Genomic DNA, 16118 nt, shown 5'->3' on the forward strand with positions numbered 1-16118 from the left:
TTCAACATAAGTGGTGGTTTTGGGATATTTCATGCAATTCTACAAATTGTAATACATTAACACATTGACACCACATATAACACCACTTATACTTTTATAAAACTTTTAAAAATCAGCATAATATGAAATCAAATATGACTAAAACAAATAAAGCTAGCAAAAATATCACTCATAAAAACAACGCCAAAACACTAACAAATAAAACACTCAGCTACTACATGTCACTACCGTATAAGCTGGAAATTGTGAAAGATCCGGATGAAGGTGGATTTGTGTCCTACTACCCTGATTTGCCCGGATGCATAAGTTCAGGAGACTCCGAACAAGAAGCAGCAGCAAATGCGCAAGACGCTAAGCACGCTTGGATTGAAGCAGCACTTGAAAGCAAAATCAACATAAAAGAGCCGTCTCGCACTGAATTAAATGACTATTCTGGTCAATTCAAACTGCGTCTCCCTAAAGAATTACACAGGCAATTGGCTGAGCAATCTCAAGCCGAAGGCATAAGCATGAACCAGTATTGCGTGTATCTTCTTTCGCAAAATAACGCTATTGAACGCGTGCTTGAGCGAGCGTAGAAAATAAATACTTATACTAATTCATTCTTAGTATTATTTTCGACCTTACTTTCGATTTCTTCGGAAACATTTTTTACATTATCTTTGCTCTTACTAATACGATTAACTTCATCATCAACGAGTTTTCCTAATGTTTTCTCATCAATTTCAACTTTTTGAGCCGCAACAGATTCATCAGCAAATCTATTAAAGATTTCCTGTTTATTTTCAAGGACTTTTGTAATTCCTTCATCAATAGTTTTTTCAGCTAAAAGATGATAGACAATCACATCCCTAGATTGACCCATACGATATGCTCTGGAAATTGCTTGATTCTCAGTAGAGGGCTTAAGCTGTGGCTCACATATAACTACCACACTGGCGGATTGAATATTAAGACCGGTACCACCAGACATGATTTGAGACACCAACACACTTCCAGCTGGTGCATTATCAAATTCTTCAATAATCTTTATTCTTTTTTCTGGTGAAACTGAACCATTTATCAAACCAATGCACTTGTTTGAGAACGCATCAACTACTTTATGCAAAGTATCCAAATAGAAAGAAAAAATAAGTACTTTTCTCTCCTCTAGTTCTGCTTCTTCAACTATTTCTTTTAATAGTTTTGCCTTACTTGAGTTACGCATATCATCAACATTCCACGAAACTCGCCTAATAGCATGGAAATTACCACTCATCAAAGCTTTTTCGTATTCAGATTCTTCTTCTGCATTAAGCTGACACCAAGATTTATTCTCAATTAACTCAGGAAGTTCAAATAAAACATCTTCTCGTTTTCTACGGTAATAAACAGGAGCTATTTTCTCTTTAAAAAGATCTGAAAGAACGAAACTTCTGGTACCAACAATTTCGGCAGCAATATCCGGTTGCAATAATTTTATAAGTTTCACCATTTCACTAACTTTATTTTCAAGAGCAGTGCCTGTCATAAAAAGAATATTGTTAGCATGATTAAGAATTAATTTTGTATTCTGATAGCGTTTTGTTTCTGGATTTTTTATATAGTGAGCTTCATCTACAGTAATCATTGAGAATTCAAAATTATCTGGTAGGTTAAAATATGATGTCATTTCATAAGTTGTAACAGCAACACCACCATTACTCATCCAATCTTGTAACGCAAATTCTCTATCTCTTTGAGAACCATGCACCTTAACTACTCTTAAATTACTAAATCTTTTAATTTCCTTGCACCAATTCACAATAATGCTTGCAGGACATATAACAATGAAGTGAGTACCACCTTCATTTCTTAAAGAAACCATTGAAGCAATAGCTTGAACAGTTTTACCAAGTCCCATTTCATCACCAAGCAACACTCTTTTTTGGTGAAGGATATATTTCACACCCAATTGTTGGTATCGTCTAAGCTGACATGATAAACCATCTGACAATATAGGCTGTTTCTTAACTTCGCCAGCAAGCCCTTCAGGTAAACCATAAAAATCGTCAACACTTCCCAATAGCCCCGGAACAAGATCTTCAATAACATTCGCACATTGAATCGGATTCTTCCGTAATTCATCCCACGGATCACAGCTAAAATTGCGTATCTTATCTAAATTTTCTACAGACTGATGAGCTTGTTGACCATACTCACCAGTTAATATATCACTAAGCAACCTACAAGCTTCAATTGCGCGCTGTCTATTTTCATCTGACGCAAAAGCCCATCTCAAAAACCCTTTTGCTGGTTTAGCTTGTTCGACAGCTGACTCTATAACTGGAAAATACTTATCAGCTAAATTATTACTAACCTTCGTAAACTGATTAGTATACCTATAAAGAAAAGCAAAGCGAATGATATCTTCTACATCCTTGCTTTTATTGCTTAAACTAAGCTTCAGTTTAACTCTCTTTTTTAATTCTTCTACAGTTTCATCGACAACTCTTTTTATTTCAATTGCACCATTCTCGCTAATACCTCTAATAGCCGATAATTCATACACTGATGCTTTAAATACATCAGCAAAATTATTAAAACCAGCATTCTTAAGAATTGATACTCTTATACCTTTTTTCTCACGATTAACTTCTACAATCGAAACATTTTTTGCCATTCTGATAGCTTGATTAGATATATATTTTTGTGCAACATGCTCAAGAAGCACCCTAGCCTCATCTTGTTTATTATTTAAAGAAACAAGATTGTATTGCAAATTTTTATGCAGCCTTATCAGATTCCTAGCATCTGAAAACGAAAATTCTCTTCTCATGTTTCTCCTTAAATCTGCAGAATTTTAACTTATTCTACTAGCAATCATCCGCAATTACTTGCAGCACAACTTCAATACCCCTTCATATAACTCTCACTTTATCAAAACATTAAAACGCATCACAAAAAACTGTACATATGTGAATGTCACTGTATATAAACTGTATACAAACTTCAGGATTCTACTATGTAATTCATGTTCGCGAAAAGATTAGTGATAGTCAGATTGTGAAATAACCACACAACTCCCCCCACAACACGCACAAAATCAAAATTGGTAAGACTCGCATTCGTGTAATAGTATTATGCATTGGATGTGCATTCGCGCCGCAGCGTGAATTAAACAAAGCAGTTGAAGCACATACAATAATTTCAACAGAATTTAGCGAAATTAAATTAACTAAATTAAATTAATTTCAGCAGAATTCAACAGAAATAAATAAAATTAAACTAGATTCAACGACGAAAAGAGATTACCGATGACGAAGATCATTCAGATTGGCGCAAATCACGCCGGCACTGCCTGCGCTAACACCATTTTGAGCTACCCAGGAAACGAGCTTACCATCTACGATCAGAATAGTAATATTTCCTTCCTTGGTTGCGGCATGGCTTTGTGGATTGGCAAGCAAATTCAAAGCAGCGACGGACTGTTCTATCAGAAGCCAGAAGATTTCGTTAAAAAAGGCGCTAAGGTAAATCTTGAAAGTAAAGTTCTCGACATTGATTACGCAAAGAAAGAAGTAACAGTCGAACTTAAAGACGGCACTGTTATTCACGATTCTTACGACAAGCTGGTTCTTGCTACCGGCAGCCTTCCAAACAGGCCTCGCATTAAGGGCATTGACTTGGAAAACGTGCAAATGGTAAAGCTTTTCCAGAACGCTCAAACTGTTATCGCTAAGCTTCAAGAGCGCGATTTTAATAACGTCGTGGTTCTTGGCGGAGGCTACATTGGCGTGGAACTTGCGGAAGCTTTTAAGCGACTTGGCAAGAACGTAACTCTTATTGACATGGAAGACCATATTCTTAACGGCTACTTTGACCCAGAGTTTTCCGATAATTTGAAGCAAATTATGGAAGATAAAGGCATTAAGTTTGAACTTGGTCAAACTGTTGAAGAAATTGTTGGAGACACTGAAGTCAAGGCTGTTAAAACAAGCAAAGGCACTTACGATGCAGACATGGTGATTTGCGCTATTGGCTTCCACCCAAACGTTGCGCTCGGCAAAGATCACTTAAAGCAGTATGCTAATGGCGCTTTCCTCGTTGACAAGAAGCAGCAAACTTCCGATCCGGACGTGTACGCAATTGGCGACTGCGCTACAATCTACGACAACGCTCGAGACCGCGTAAACTACATTGCGCTCGCTACTAACGCAGTTCGAAGCGGCTTGATTGCAGGTCACAACGTTTGCGGAACTCCTGTAGAAACCGAGGGCGTGCAAGGTTCTAGCGCAATGATGATCTACGACTACAAGCTTGTTTGCACCGGCTTGAGCTTAACTGCCGCTCAAAAAGAGGGCATGGATGTTGATTACGTTGATTTCGAAGATACTCAAAAGCCTGCGTTTATGGAAGTTGAGAATCCAGAGGTGAAGATTCGCATCGTTTACAAGAAGGATACGAAGGTTATTGTTGGTTGCCAATTGGCTTCTAACTACGATATGTCTGCCGCAATTCACCTGTTCTCGCTGGCTATTCAGAAGAAAGTCACGATTAAGGAACTTGCTTTGTGCGACATCTTCTTCATGCCTCACTTCAACCAGCCATACAACTACATTACGATGGCTGCTTACACTGCTTTGTTGAAGGGATGATTAATATCTGTAATCTTTGATGATTAATCTCTGCGATTAGCTTCTGCTATTAGCTTAAATCGCATTTATTAAACCAAGCAATCTGTTCTATAATGGAGCAGTTGCTTGGTTTTTTAATCATCCGCGCACAAAAGCGCGCACACGACGCGCATATTAGCGTAAGACATGCAGATTAAAACAAAGGAGTCTAGGATGAAGCAGCTTTCTATTAAACCAACTATTCATAAGTTCGAGCAGGCACGCGACTTTGCGCAAGAATTCAAGCTCGGCAAGGGTGATTTGGTTATTACAAACCAATACATTTGGGAGCCTTATTTTGGTGATTTGAATCTTGATTGCGACGTTATTTTCCAAGAGAAATACGGCAAGGGTGAGCCGAGCGATGCAATGGTTGATGCAATCGTTAGCGACATTCACACAACTCCAAAGCGCGTGATTGGCATTGGTGGCGGCACTGTTTTGGATATTTCGAAGGTTTGTGCGTTGAAACAAACTAGCCCGCTTGAAGACTTGGTCGACGGCAAGATTCCTGCACAAAAAGGCGCTGATCTTATTCTTGTGCCAACTACTTGCGGAACCGGTTCTGAAGTTACGAACGTTGCCGTGTTCTCGCTTACTAAGCGCAATACCAAGAAAGGTTTGGCAAACGATGCTTGCTACGCTACGGACGCGGTTCTTATTCCGGAATTGTTAAAGAGCCTACCGGATTACGTTTTTGCAACCAGCTCTATTGACGCTCTTACACATTCGATTGAGTCCGCACTTTCTCCTATTGCAACAGAGCTTACAAAAATGTTTAGTTACAAGGCTTGCGGACTTATTTTGCAAAGTTATATGCGAGTTGTAAAGGAAGGCAGCAGCGCAAAAAGCCAAGTTGTAAGCGATTTGGTTTCAGCAAGTCTTTACGCTGGCATTGCGTTTGGTAACGCTGGCTGCGGTTGCGTGCACGCTATGGCTTATCCGCTTGGCGGCACTTTCCACGTGGCTCACGGCGAGACGAATGCTGCGCTTCTTACAAGCGTTTTGCGATACTATGCTAAGCACGACGCTAACGAGAATAACGCAGAAAACACTGAGCTTTCTAAGCTTTTCGACTTCATGGCAAATATTCTAGAATGCAAGAAGGCAGACGTACTAGACAAGCTTGACGAAGTGCTTAACACGATTCTTCCTAAGCATAGGCTTCACGAGTATGGCATGAGCGAGGATATGATTCAAAGCTGGGCTTCAAGCGTTGTTAAAGAACAGCAGCGACTTTTGAAGAACTCCTATATGCATATGGACGAAGCTGCAATTGCCGAAGTCTACGCGTCTACTTTCTAAAATCAGATTTTTAGCAAACTTATTTTCTAGAATTTGTTGATTTTAATTACGTTCTAATAGTTTTTCATAAAATAACAAAAGCAAAATAACAAAAGACCCCACAAATAAATGTGGGGTCTTTATTTTATTTGTAGCAACTATTGCAACCAGTGCAACTACCACAGCTACTTCAACTATTTCTAATTGAACAATAGCTATTCAATAACTTTTAGATTGCACAAATGAGGCTCACCTAAAGGCAATCCAGTGTCCGAAGGGAAGAATCCATCATTTACAATAAAACTTACATAAACTTTCTTATTCACATACTTTTCCATGATTTGTTTAGCTTGACTACCATCATCAAACGCCATCATGGTCGCATCGCTAGGATGAGGTGGATTGCCCATATCGCCGCTGTGAGGCAAAGTAACGCTGGTTTTATTATCCAGAATAAGAATCATGAAAGTTTGATTAGGATCTGAAGATCCCGGATTAGGATCTTGAATATTTTGCGCTTCAAGAACCTGGTTGTACGACAAAACCTTCACAGTTCCGGAAACTACTTGCCTTCCGCTTGCTTTTTCAGCTTTAATCTTGCTGTCTAAAGATTCGCCACTAGCGGATTTCTTAGAATCAGCTTTCTTACTTGCATTCTCGCCAGACTTCTTAGAATCCTTATCTTCTGAATTAGAGTCGCCGCCTTTATTGCTTACGGTTTTCTCATAAGTATTATCTTCAGTTTTTGCCAAATTATCGAGAAGCGTAGTGTCATCTGTACTGACAAAATTAATATTTTTTGTATTCTGTTTAGGAAGATCAGTGATTATTCCAGACCAGTATTTTTCTTTTTTAAGAGGATTACTATCAGCAATATTCATAGTAACCTTGTAAGCCTCAGTATCCCCTGTTCCAGAAGACCACTCAACATAGCTTAATGAATTGCTGTCTGCGTATTGCGATAACGAAGCCCTAAAACCGCCAATGTCTCCAACGCCATCGCAAATTAAATCATTTGAAGAAACAACGTCACTGTAATCTTTATTTGCAGCAAAAACCTTCGAACATGACACATATTTATAATTTTTCCGAAGAATAAGCTCCGGAATATCCCTATCGCTCATATTGACTAACGCGTAAGAATACTTACTTTTGCTAGTATCAATTTCTGAATCAGCTTCATTAAGGTTATATTTATCAGCGTTTGCTAAAACTTTTTTATATAAAGCTGCTACTTTTGCATTAATAACATTAACTTTTTTTGCACTATTAACAGCTTCTGTATTTGCGCCATTTTGATTTGAGCATCCTGAACATAATGGCATAAAAAGAAACAGCGAAAGTGCTAATGCAATAAATTTTTTTAGCTTCACCGCAATTCCATTAGGCATAACTACCCCTTCTCAAACTTTAACTAATTGTAAGCAAGCAAGTTAAATATTCTAATACTACGTTGTAATGTTTGGAAACTGCATAAATTTAGGTTACTTAAATATAAAAAGCCTGCGCAAAAGCTATTCACTCTTACGCAGGTTAGTATTAGATAAGCGACGCTTACGCCTCAAGCGTTATCACAGGATGCAAATCAAACATCGTTACAGTACGCTTCATGCGCGCAACGATGCTTGTTATAGCAATCGCAATCACGCCGAAAAGCACAAGCATTTCAATGCCGAAAACTATTTCGCCACTGTTCTTTCCAGCCATTGCTTGACGCAACCCCATAATCGAGTACGTCATTGGCAAGTATGGGTGAACAGCTCTAAAGAATGCCGGCGTCATTTGAACTGGGAATGTTCCTGCAGAGCTTGTGATTTGCAACATAAGCAGCACAATTGCAACTATTCGCCCTGGTATGTGGAAAATCACCATAATCATTTGCATTATTGCCATAAACATTATGGATGCAATAATTCCAAGACCATAGAACGCAAGAACGTTATCAATTTGCAACTTTAACACAACGTGCACTACGCCCATAAGAATTACAGCTTGCACAATGCCCATAAGCACAAACGGCGTTAAGCTAATAAGCACACTCTTAAGCGGATTCATGCCATTTAGTATCGCTCGCCTATCCATAACTCTCAAAACAAAGGTTGCCATAAGAGCACCGACCCAAAGTCCGATGGAAATAAAGTAAGGAGCGAAACCTGTTCCGTAATTTTCAACGTGAGAATACTCGTGTTCTTCCAAAGAAACTGGCGCGCTCATCATCTTACTTTTTTGCACGATATTGTTGATTTTTCCAGACTTTTGAGAATTCTTAAGCCCGTCATGCAACTTTTTTGCGCCTTCAACCAGCTTTGGAGTATTATCCGATAGCTTCTTAGCTCCGTAATTAAGCTGATCAGAACCATTAACTATTTTCGCAGAACCTTGAGCTGCTGCATTCGCACCATTATTTAGTTTCTCACTACCGTTACTTACTTGAGCCAAACCTTCAGCAAGACTATTCGCTCCAGCAGCAAGCTTATTTGAGCCAGTATTAACAGCTTCAACACCTTGAGATATTGCGTCAGCTCCGCCCTTTATTTGCAAACTTCCAGCAGAAAGCTTGTCTGCTCCAGCGCTTAAAGCAGAAAGATTTGTTTCTAGAAGATCAGAATTCTCACTTAATCCTCCAGCTAAACCTTGCAAACTAGTGAGCACGTCTTCCTTAGTGACCCTAGGATCTTGCGCTTTCATAAGAAGACCCATAATTTGTGCTTTTGTTTCAGCATTTCCAGCCTTAACGCGTTCCTCTAATTCACTACTAGAAGCAGAAAGCTTTTGCGCACCATCGTAAAATTCGCTTGTTGCTGCCGATAGTTTTTGAGTTCCTTTGCTTAATTGTTGAGCTCCGTTTGCTAAATCTTGCGTTTTTTGAGCAAGATATTGCGCGCCTGCTTTACTTCTAGCGTTTGCTTTAGAAAGAGTATTCGCTCCTTTTTGAAGCTCACTTAATCCGCCTTGAAGTTTTCGCAAAGATTGTGAAAGTTGATTAGATCCATCTGCAAGCTTATTTACTCCATTTTGCAAAGATTTTGAGCCTTCATGCAAAGCACCAGCACCATTTACTGCGTCACCAAGAGAATCAGAAGCAGAATTAACTTTCGCAAACATGTTCTCCCAATACTCTTGAGCAATCGCCTCGCTGATTTCGCTACGCATAGTATGGAAAGCAGTTTTGCCAATCTGAGATGCCAGCATATTACTTGCCTGATCGTACTTTACATGAAGTTTTGCTTTAGTAGGAGTTTCATATTGCGCAGAAGCAATGCACTTACTGAAGGAAGCTGGAATGGTTGCTACCATAAAATAGTTGCCATTTTTAAGACCTTTGTTTGCTTCATCACTATTAACAAAATTCCATTGGAAGCCCTCACTACCATCTTTTTGATTCTTTAAACGAGTTTTGATTTCGTTTCCAATGTTACGCATTTTGCCGTTAATCACAGCACCATTGTCTTCAACAACAACAGCTACAGGAACAGTATTCAAAGTCTTATAAGGATTAGTAAATGCCCACAAATAAAGCGATCCGTATAAAAGTGGAATCAAAGCTACGGTTCCAATAACAAGCTTTCGAGCTTTTCCTTTCAACGTATTGTTAAGCTCTCGAAATGCAAGAGCAAGAGTATTAACGCGCATTGTTTTCACCACCATTTGCTTCACTTGTACCAAGCTGTGGATCAATATGAGAATTTTCTGATTCCCCATGATTTGGGCTTAGTCTTAAGACTTGATCAGCTTGCTTTTCTAACTCACTTTGCAAAACTCCAACAAGGCAAGAGCAGTAATTTTTACTAACATACGCGCGAATATCGGAAAATAGGCATTCGCTTTGCTCGCTAGTAAGCTCCGTTTCAATTCCATCAACAAATAGCAGCCACGGCTTTTTTAACAAAGCAAGCGCAATTGCCAAACGCATGCGCTCGCACGGAGTCAACTCTCCTATTGCTGTTTCGTGAGGAGAAAATACTTTCCATTGAGCTAACACGTTGTAAGCGTACTGCTGTAAAGCTTCACGGTTTTTAACATCATTTTTGTATTGCTTCAAAAATAGAGGCGAGCGCGCTGCTAGTTTCAACTCGCTCATAAGAACTTCTTCTATTGTTTGCGTTTTATAAAATTCGTTAATTCCGCTAAATAATCCCAAACCAACGTATTGTCGAGATTCTTGGAAATCATTAGGAAGAGTTACGTCCGCAATAGTAAGAATTCCATTAGTGAATTTCATATAACCAGATAATGCAAGCAGCAAAGCTGATTTTCCAGAACCATGTTCGCCTGAAATTGCAACGATTTGATGAGGTGCAACTTTTAGCGACACATCCCAAAATGGCGATCTTCTAAATCTTTTTAACCCTAATTCTTTAGCTTCTAAAAACGTTTGTTCCTCTTGCATAATTTGTATGTTTGACGCTTATTGCTTAGACACAACGCAGTATCTAAATTTCGCTTAGAGCGCCAGGCATTCCTCCTTACTCTAAATAACTAATTTTCAATTTTTAATTTTGTTGTTTGTGTTTGTTGTTTATTTTTAGATCTTCGCAATTAGCAAAACAATTTTTACTTTTCACATTGCTTTATCGCTATTTTTAGCGATAAACTCACGTTGCAATGCTGCATAAAACGGTGCAAAACCGGACATTTGGTGATTATTCTTAATTCTTCACCACTGATACCTTAGGGTACTCTTTTGGGTAAACAATTGTTAAGCTACTTCAATCTTTCTGTTGAATTGTTTATATTTCATCTTTAATTAAGAAACATGTTGTAAACACTTCCATGCTATATTGTCCTTAATTACTAAATGTAAGAAATACATATGTGAGAATACATATGCAAAAATACAAGCGTAAGCAATACGAAATAAAACGTATTGCTTCAAACAATATATTAAAATTCAAGCATTTAAAGGGGTGAACGGCATGCTAGGTTTGCAAATTTTAAATATTATATTTAATCCGGTTATTGTGTCGGTTATAGTGCTATGCGCGCTTAGTCTTGCAAAACTTAATGTTTTGCTATCAATGATAGTAGCTTGCATTGCAGGTGGCATTGCTGGTCATCTTCCTCTTTTCGGTGACGGAAATCACACAATTATGGCTTTGCTTTGCGACGGTTTCTCCACCAACGCACAAACCGCTCTCGCTTACATTTTGCTTGGAACTTTTGCGGAAGCAATTACTGCAACAGGCTTAGCTCAAATTATTTCTAAAAAAATTAGCTCAATTATTGGCATGAAAAAGTACGCTCTACTTGCGGTACTAACTATTATTGCATGCATGTCTCAAAATATTGTGCCGGTTCATATTGCTTATATTCCTATTCTTATTCCGCCTATTTTGAGAGTTATGAATAAGATGAAGCTTGACCGTCGAGCTGCAGCATGCTGCACTGCTTTTGGTCTTGAAGTTCCGTATATTGCTATTCCATTTGGCTTTGGTCTTATTTTCCAAACTGTTATTGCTACAAATCTTTCTAAAAATGGCATGAAGGTTAGTGTTGCAGACGTTAGTGCTGTGAACTGGTATTTAGGTCTTGCGATGTTTGCATCACTACTTTTTGCAGTGTTTGTGCTCTACAGGAAACCTCGCGAATACAAAACTACAGAAACTGACACTCGTGCCGCCGACGCCGTTGTCGGACCTCTTAATTTACGCCATTATGTGACTATTCTCGCAATTATTGTTGTTGTAGTAGTGCAAGTTATTAGTAAGGATCTTTCGCTTTCGTCTATTGCAGGTCTTGCAACTATGATTATTTTTGGAGCAATAAAGTGGAATGACATTGACAATCAGCTTACTGGCGGCGTAAAACTCATGGGTCTTATTGCGTTTGTGATGCTCATTGCGGGCGGATATGCTAACGTGATCCAAGCGACAGGCGGAGTTGAGGAGCTTGTAAACTTTGGTGTAGCTTCTATGGGACAAAACAAACTTGTTGCTGCATTTGTTATTACGCTTATTGGTTTGCTTGTGACTATGGGCATTGGTACTTCGTTTGGCACGGTTCCTATTCTTGCGGTTTTGTTCGTGCCACTGTGCCAGAGCATTGGTTTCAGCACTCCTGCAACGATTCTTCTTATGTCTTCTGCTGCAGCTCTTGGAGACGCAGGCTCCCCTGCTTCCGATACCACACTTGGACCTACTTCCGGCTTAAACGCAGACGGTCAGCACAGTCATATTTGGGATACTTGCGTTCCAACATTCCTTATTTTCAATATTCCGCTTATGGCTGCCGGCATTGTAATATCACAGTTTATTTAGCAGATTATTTTGGCAAACACAGCAAGTAAAAACGCAACTAGCGAATAACACAAATGACTAATAAACGCCAGTCGAGTTGAATAAACTCCCTGGCGTTTATTTTTAACCACCAATCAACCAATCGCAAAGTAGCTAATCGCTGCAAATTCGCAACGATTGGCCACTATCGCACGTCTCCCGATGATTTAATAAAAGCCATTCAAATAATAAAATAACTTAAGCTACAACCTCATTATGAAAGAACATCAAAAAGAAATTCATATCTTGCATTATTTCTTCCCAAGAAAGACTTTAGCCCAAGGTGCTTTCCTTTGGTAATCCTTCCACTTTATTCTCATCACTTCACTATCTTTAATCCTATCGAAAATTTCATTCACGTTACTCAGTAAATAAAGGGTGTTTCTCGTTTGAGAAGTAGCGTAAAAAGCTTTAGCAATCTCTTCTTTCTTAAAGACATTATCTCCTTGAGACACTCTAAGAGCATGCAAATCATAAAAATCTCGCATTCTCGTGTTAAATTCTTCCCTCACAAGAATTGTTTGCAACTTTTCTGCTAAAATCGTTGCAATTGGATAAGTCAATAAAGAGATAGATTCTGAGAACATTAAAGGCAATTCTGCTTCCATAGCAGATGGAGTAATAGCATGTCCAGTTGAAATATCGATTTTAACAGGAGTTTTTGTACCATCAAAATCTGCAATTAGGCTAGCTCGAACCCCTGGATAGTCAGATTCTTGCATAATAGAATCAAGCGTTTGTAGCGTAAATTTAACACCATCATCGATATTGATAGATATTACATCTGATATAAAAATACGCACATCATCTTCACTAAGAGAAATATTTTGCATAGTTGTATCAATATCCATTGTTGTACGAAGATTTACGCCAACAAGATAAGAAATCAGCATTCCACCTTTTAGAACAAAATTGTCTTTATACCGCGAGCGAGAAACACGATCTAAAAAACGCTCCATCATATATACGCGCATTAGCACGCGAGGATCTACACCCTTTTGGAGTGCAACATTCTTTATTTTTGCTTTAAGCTGATTAGCATCCTTCATTCTCATAACAACACCCCCAAATATTGTGAAATCAACTTTGAAATCCTAAATTTTTTAGCGTAATCGCTTAGTATATCAAGTCGCTTATCCTTTCTTTTAACATAAGCTTTTAACGCACCAAATACCACCTGTGCATCTATTTGAGAACGAGAACGCAAAATATCGCAAATTGTGCGCTCTAAATCATAAGAAGGCACAAGATTACCTTCAAGCGACATAAGATTCGTCTTACCAATTCCTAAAAAATCTGGTTTTATATAAAACACCCTAACACCAGTCTTAATTAGACTACTTGCATTATAAGTTGACGGAACAGTCACTGTTAAAGAAGAAGGTTCTCTATCAGTCAAATTATGTAGAAGAAGGGCAGATTCATGTGAAAAAACAGCAACAGATGTGCGCTTTGACAATAAATTCATTTCATCATTCCACAAATTGCTCTTAACGTAAACACCTTTTGATACGCGTTCTAAGCTCTCATCTTTAATAAATCGATAAACACTAGACGGGCTAATTCCAAGTTCTTTGATGACACTATCAATGCTTAAAACTTGCTTTTTCTCTATGTAATTGCACAATTGATCCTTTAACATTTGCCCACCTACTTAATGATACGTTTACGCTGATTTCATATATTATATCAGCATAAACGTATCAAATGCGCAAGCAAATCGTAAAGTGCAAATAGCCAAACCACATTTAACCAAATCACAAAGTAGCCAAACAACGCAATTTTGCACCTAATGGCCACTAGCGCAAAACAGAGACATCGCGCAGTACGCAATCTGCACCAGTGTCTCTACTGAGCTTAAAATTGCTCAGCGCAAACCAAGCGAAAGCCAAGCCCAAGCCAGATCAACATCCTCACATAGACACAGTGTAAAGCGAGTAGAAGTAAGCCTTTTGATTCATAAGCTCCTCAAAGCTTCCGCGCTCAATAAGCTCGCCGCTTTTCATCACAAGAATCTCATCATATTGCTTAAGCGAATTGGCATCCAAGCGGTGAGTTACCACGAGTCGAAGAATTCCTTGCAAATTTAAAATAGACTGCGTTACGTTCGCACTTGTCTCGTTATCTAACGCGCTTGTAGCTTCATCGACCAGCAGAATCTCGGACTTTTTAAGCAGGCTTCGCGCAATAGCAATACGCTGCTTTTCGCCGCCAGAAAGATGACTACCGTTCTCGCCACACTGATAATCCTTGCCTTTAGCAGCAATCAAATCATCCAAACCAGCCAAGTGAATCACACGATCCACTTCCACATCTGGGAATGGCTTAAAAAGCGTAATATTATCTAAAATCGAAGCATCAAACATAAACACAGACTGCTGCATAAGAGTCGTCTTATCGTAAAGCGAACTCTTGCTCACATCACTAAGCTCGTGATTATCCAGCTTCACACTACCTTCATAATCCTTGTAGTAGCCCATAAGCAGATTAATCAAACTACTCTTACCAGCACCAGAAGGTCCTACTATCGCGTAAGATTTTCCAGTTTGCAAAGTTAGATTTACATTTTTCAAGACTTTATGATCCGCATCATAAGCGTACGAAACATTGCGCAAAACAACGTTTTTAACAGAATCGTCAATGATCTCGCCAGAATCTTCCTTAACGTTACTCATATAATCGGCCATCTTGCTAATCAGCTTCTTAGCGCCCTTCATCTCGCCGAGCATTTGCGGAAGACTTGCAATAGGCTGAAGTACACCATTCATCAAATTGGTGAAAGCTAACACCATTCCAGCAGTAATAACACCAACATGAGCATTAACCATCCAAGCGCCAACAAGCATCACGCCAAGCTGAGTTGCAAGGCTCGAAATCGTTCCAAGAGCAGAAACAGTAGTCATCGTTTTTTCGCGAAGATTCTTCGTATGCTCAAGCTCCATCGACTGATTCTGATAACGGTTAATCACCTCCTGCTCCGCCTTAAAACTCTTAATAACCGAAACTCCATTCAAAACATCCTTCGTCAAAGCTGTGTAAGACTCATTCGACTTAGAAACCTGCTCCTCTCGAGTGGCAATTCCGCTAGCTGTAAGGATCGAGCACGCCATAGGAAGCACGGAAATAATAAGAGCAATAACAGTGAGCAGTGGACTATAGTAAATCATAAGAGCTAGCGAACTTACCAGCATAAGAACGTCTTGAACAAAGTCAAAAATCTTCTTCAAATACTTTTCTTGAATACGCTCGCAATCATTAGTAAGTACAGAAAGATACGTGCCGGAATTCGCGAGCGAAAAATCACTATAACTCTTCTGTAAAAGCTTCTTGATAACAGACTCTTTATACTGATTCATTGCTTTTTCAAGAAAGCGAGGGTACGAACTGCGCTTCAACGCGAAAATCAGGGAGATTGCCAGCATAAAGGAAACGACAAGCAGCAAAATAGTAGTTAAAGAGTAGGATCCTTTACCTGCCATATAGTCGAAAATAATTTGCAAAATCCAAGAAATAGCAGTGTAAATCATAGACAAGGAAATAAAAACTATCATCGAAAGAAAAGCTACAAGCTTGTTTTCTTTGAAAAATAGTTTTACGTAATTTTTTACGTCGGGATGCAGTTTGGATGATTGCTGATTCGCGGACGATTGCTGATTTGCTGTATTGTCAGTTTTGTTCATTCTCGCTACCTCTCACTTCCTTTATAGCTATTTTCGATATTTCTACTATTTCCTATCTAATAGCATTTTCGTAGCTAGCATTTTCGCTTCTGTTTTGCCGATTCGCCCGCTACAAAACGTTGAAAGCTACACTATCATACTTATCCTGATTGTTCATGCTTATCTACTTGACAACACCTATAAATGGTTAAACACACTTACATGTAATGCTTGTTAGAAATAATAAGCATAGAGTTAAAAAAAAA

The 16118-nt window shown here is 38.8% G+C and carries 11 protein-coding genes; 4 read left to right on the forward strand and 7 right to left on the reverse strand.

The annotated features are described in order from the left end of the window. Positions 1 to 134 precede the first annotated feature (134 nt). On the forward strand, positions 135 to 578 hold the full coding sequence (locus HXT38_RS03540; RefSeq protein WP_004119931.1) for a toxin-antitoxin system HicB family antitoxin: 444 nt from the start codon (positions 135 to 137) through the stop codon (positions 576 to 578). Positions 579 to 589: 11 nt separating this feature from the next. On the opposite strand, the gene HXT38_RS03545 is transcribed toward HXT38_RS03540, so the two are convergent. Beyond that, complete coding sequence (locus HXT38_RS03545) at positions 590 to 2797, reverse strand: DEAD/DEAH box helicase (RefSeq protein WP_004107155.1); 2208 nt, start codon at positions 2795 to 2797, stop codon at positions 590 to 592. A gap of 478 nt (positions 2798 to 3275) precedes the next feature. On the opposite strand from HXT38_RS03545, the gene nox reads away from it, so the two are divergent. Both nox and HXT38_RS03555 read left to right on the forward strand, forming a co-directional pair. After that, on the forward strand, positions 3276 to 4616 hold the full coding sequence (gene nox, locus HXT38_RS03550; RefSeq protein WP_174143393.1) for a H2O-forming NADH oxidase: 1341 nt from the start codon (positions 3276 to 3278) through the stop codon (positions 4614 to 4616). Between the two features lie 192 nt (positions 4617 to 4808). Then, positions 4809 to 5939: a 4-hydroxybutyrate dehydrogenase gene (locus HXT38_RS03555; protein WP_004107157.1), complete on the forward strand. Its 1131-nt coding sequence runs from the start codon at positions 4809 to 4811 to the stop codon at positions 5937 to 5939. A gap of 194 nt (positions 5940 to 6133) precedes the next feature. Here HXT38_RS03555 and HXT38_RS03560 read toward each other — a convergent pair whose 3' ends face one another. The 3 genes from HXT38_RS03560 to HXT38_RS03570 all read right to left on the reverse strand — a co-directional run bounded on the left by HXT38_RS03560 (position 6134) and on the right by HXT38_RS03570 (position 10308). After that, complete coding sequence (locus HXT38_RS03560; protein ID WP_421791634.1) at positions 6134 to 7309, reverse strand: hypothetical protein; 1176 nt, start codon at positions 7307 to 7309, stop codon at positions 6134 to 6136. A gap of 163 nt (positions 7310 to 7472) precedes the next feature. Then, positions 7473 to 9551, reverse strand: coding sequence for a YhgE/Pip family protein (locus tag HXT38_RS03565; RefSeq protein ID WP_421792036.1), 2079 nt, complete (start codon positions 9549 to 9551; stop codon positions 7473 to 7475). After that, positions 9541 to 10308: an ATP-binding cassette domain-containing protein gene (locus tag HXT38_RS03570; protein ID WP_421791636.1), complete on the reverse strand. Its 768-nt coding sequence runs from the start codon at positions 10306 to 10308 to the stop codon at positions 9541 to 9543. The genes HXT38_RS03565 and HXT38_RS03570 overlap by 11 nt, the downstream gene beginning before the upstream one ends. Positions 10309 to 10834: 526 nt before the next feature. Between HXT38_RS03570 and HXT38_RS03575 the strand changes: the two genes are divergently transcribed. Then, positions 10835 to 12175 carry a Na+/H+ antiporter family protein gene (locus HXT38_RS03575; RefSeq protein WP_421791638.1) on the forward strand — a complete coding sequence of 447 codons (1341 nt, stop codon included), beginning with the start codon at positions 10835 to 10837 and terminating at the stop codon, positions 12173 to 12175. A 269-nt stretch (positions 12176 to 12444) separates the two neighbouring features. On the opposite strand, the gene HXT38_RS03580 is transcribed toward HXT38_RS03575, so the two are convergent. The 3 genes from HXT38_RS03580 to HXT38_RS03590 all read right to left on the reverse strand — a co-directional run bounded on the left by HXT38_RS03580 (position 12445) and on the right by HXT38_RS03590 (position 15873). Continuing rightward, positions 12445 to 13248, reverse strand: coding sequence for a nucleotidyl transferase AbiEii/AbiGii toxin family protein (locus HXT38_RS03580; protein ID WP_421791640.1), 804 nt, complete (start codon positions 13246 to 13248; stop codon positions 12445 to 12447). Beyond that, positions 13245 to 13835 carry a type IV toxin-antitoxin system AbiEi family antitoxin domain-containing protein gene (locus HXT38_RS03585; RefSeq protein ID WP_004119958.1) on the reverse strand — a complete coding sequence of 197 codons (591 nt, stop codon included), beginning with the start codon at positions 13833 to 13835 and terminating at the stop codon, positions 13245 to 13247. The genes HXT38_RS03580 and HXT38_RS03585 overlap by 4 nt, the downstream gene beginning before the upstream one ends. Before the next feature lie 271 nt (positions 13836 to 14106). Continuing rightward, positions 14107 to 15873, reverse strand: a complete 1767-nt coding sequence (locus HXT38_RS03590) for an ABC transporter ATP-binding protein (protein WP_421791642.1) — start codon at positions 15871 to 15873, stop codon at positions 14107 to 14109. Positions 15874 to 16118: the final 245 nt, after the last annotated feature.

Source organism: Gardnerella sp. DNF01157 (assembly GCF_049244225.1).
In the GTDB taxonomy this organism is placed as follows: Bacteria; Actinomycetota; Actinomycetes; order Actinomycetales; family Bifidobacteriaceae; genus Bifidobacterium; species Bifidobacterium leopoldii.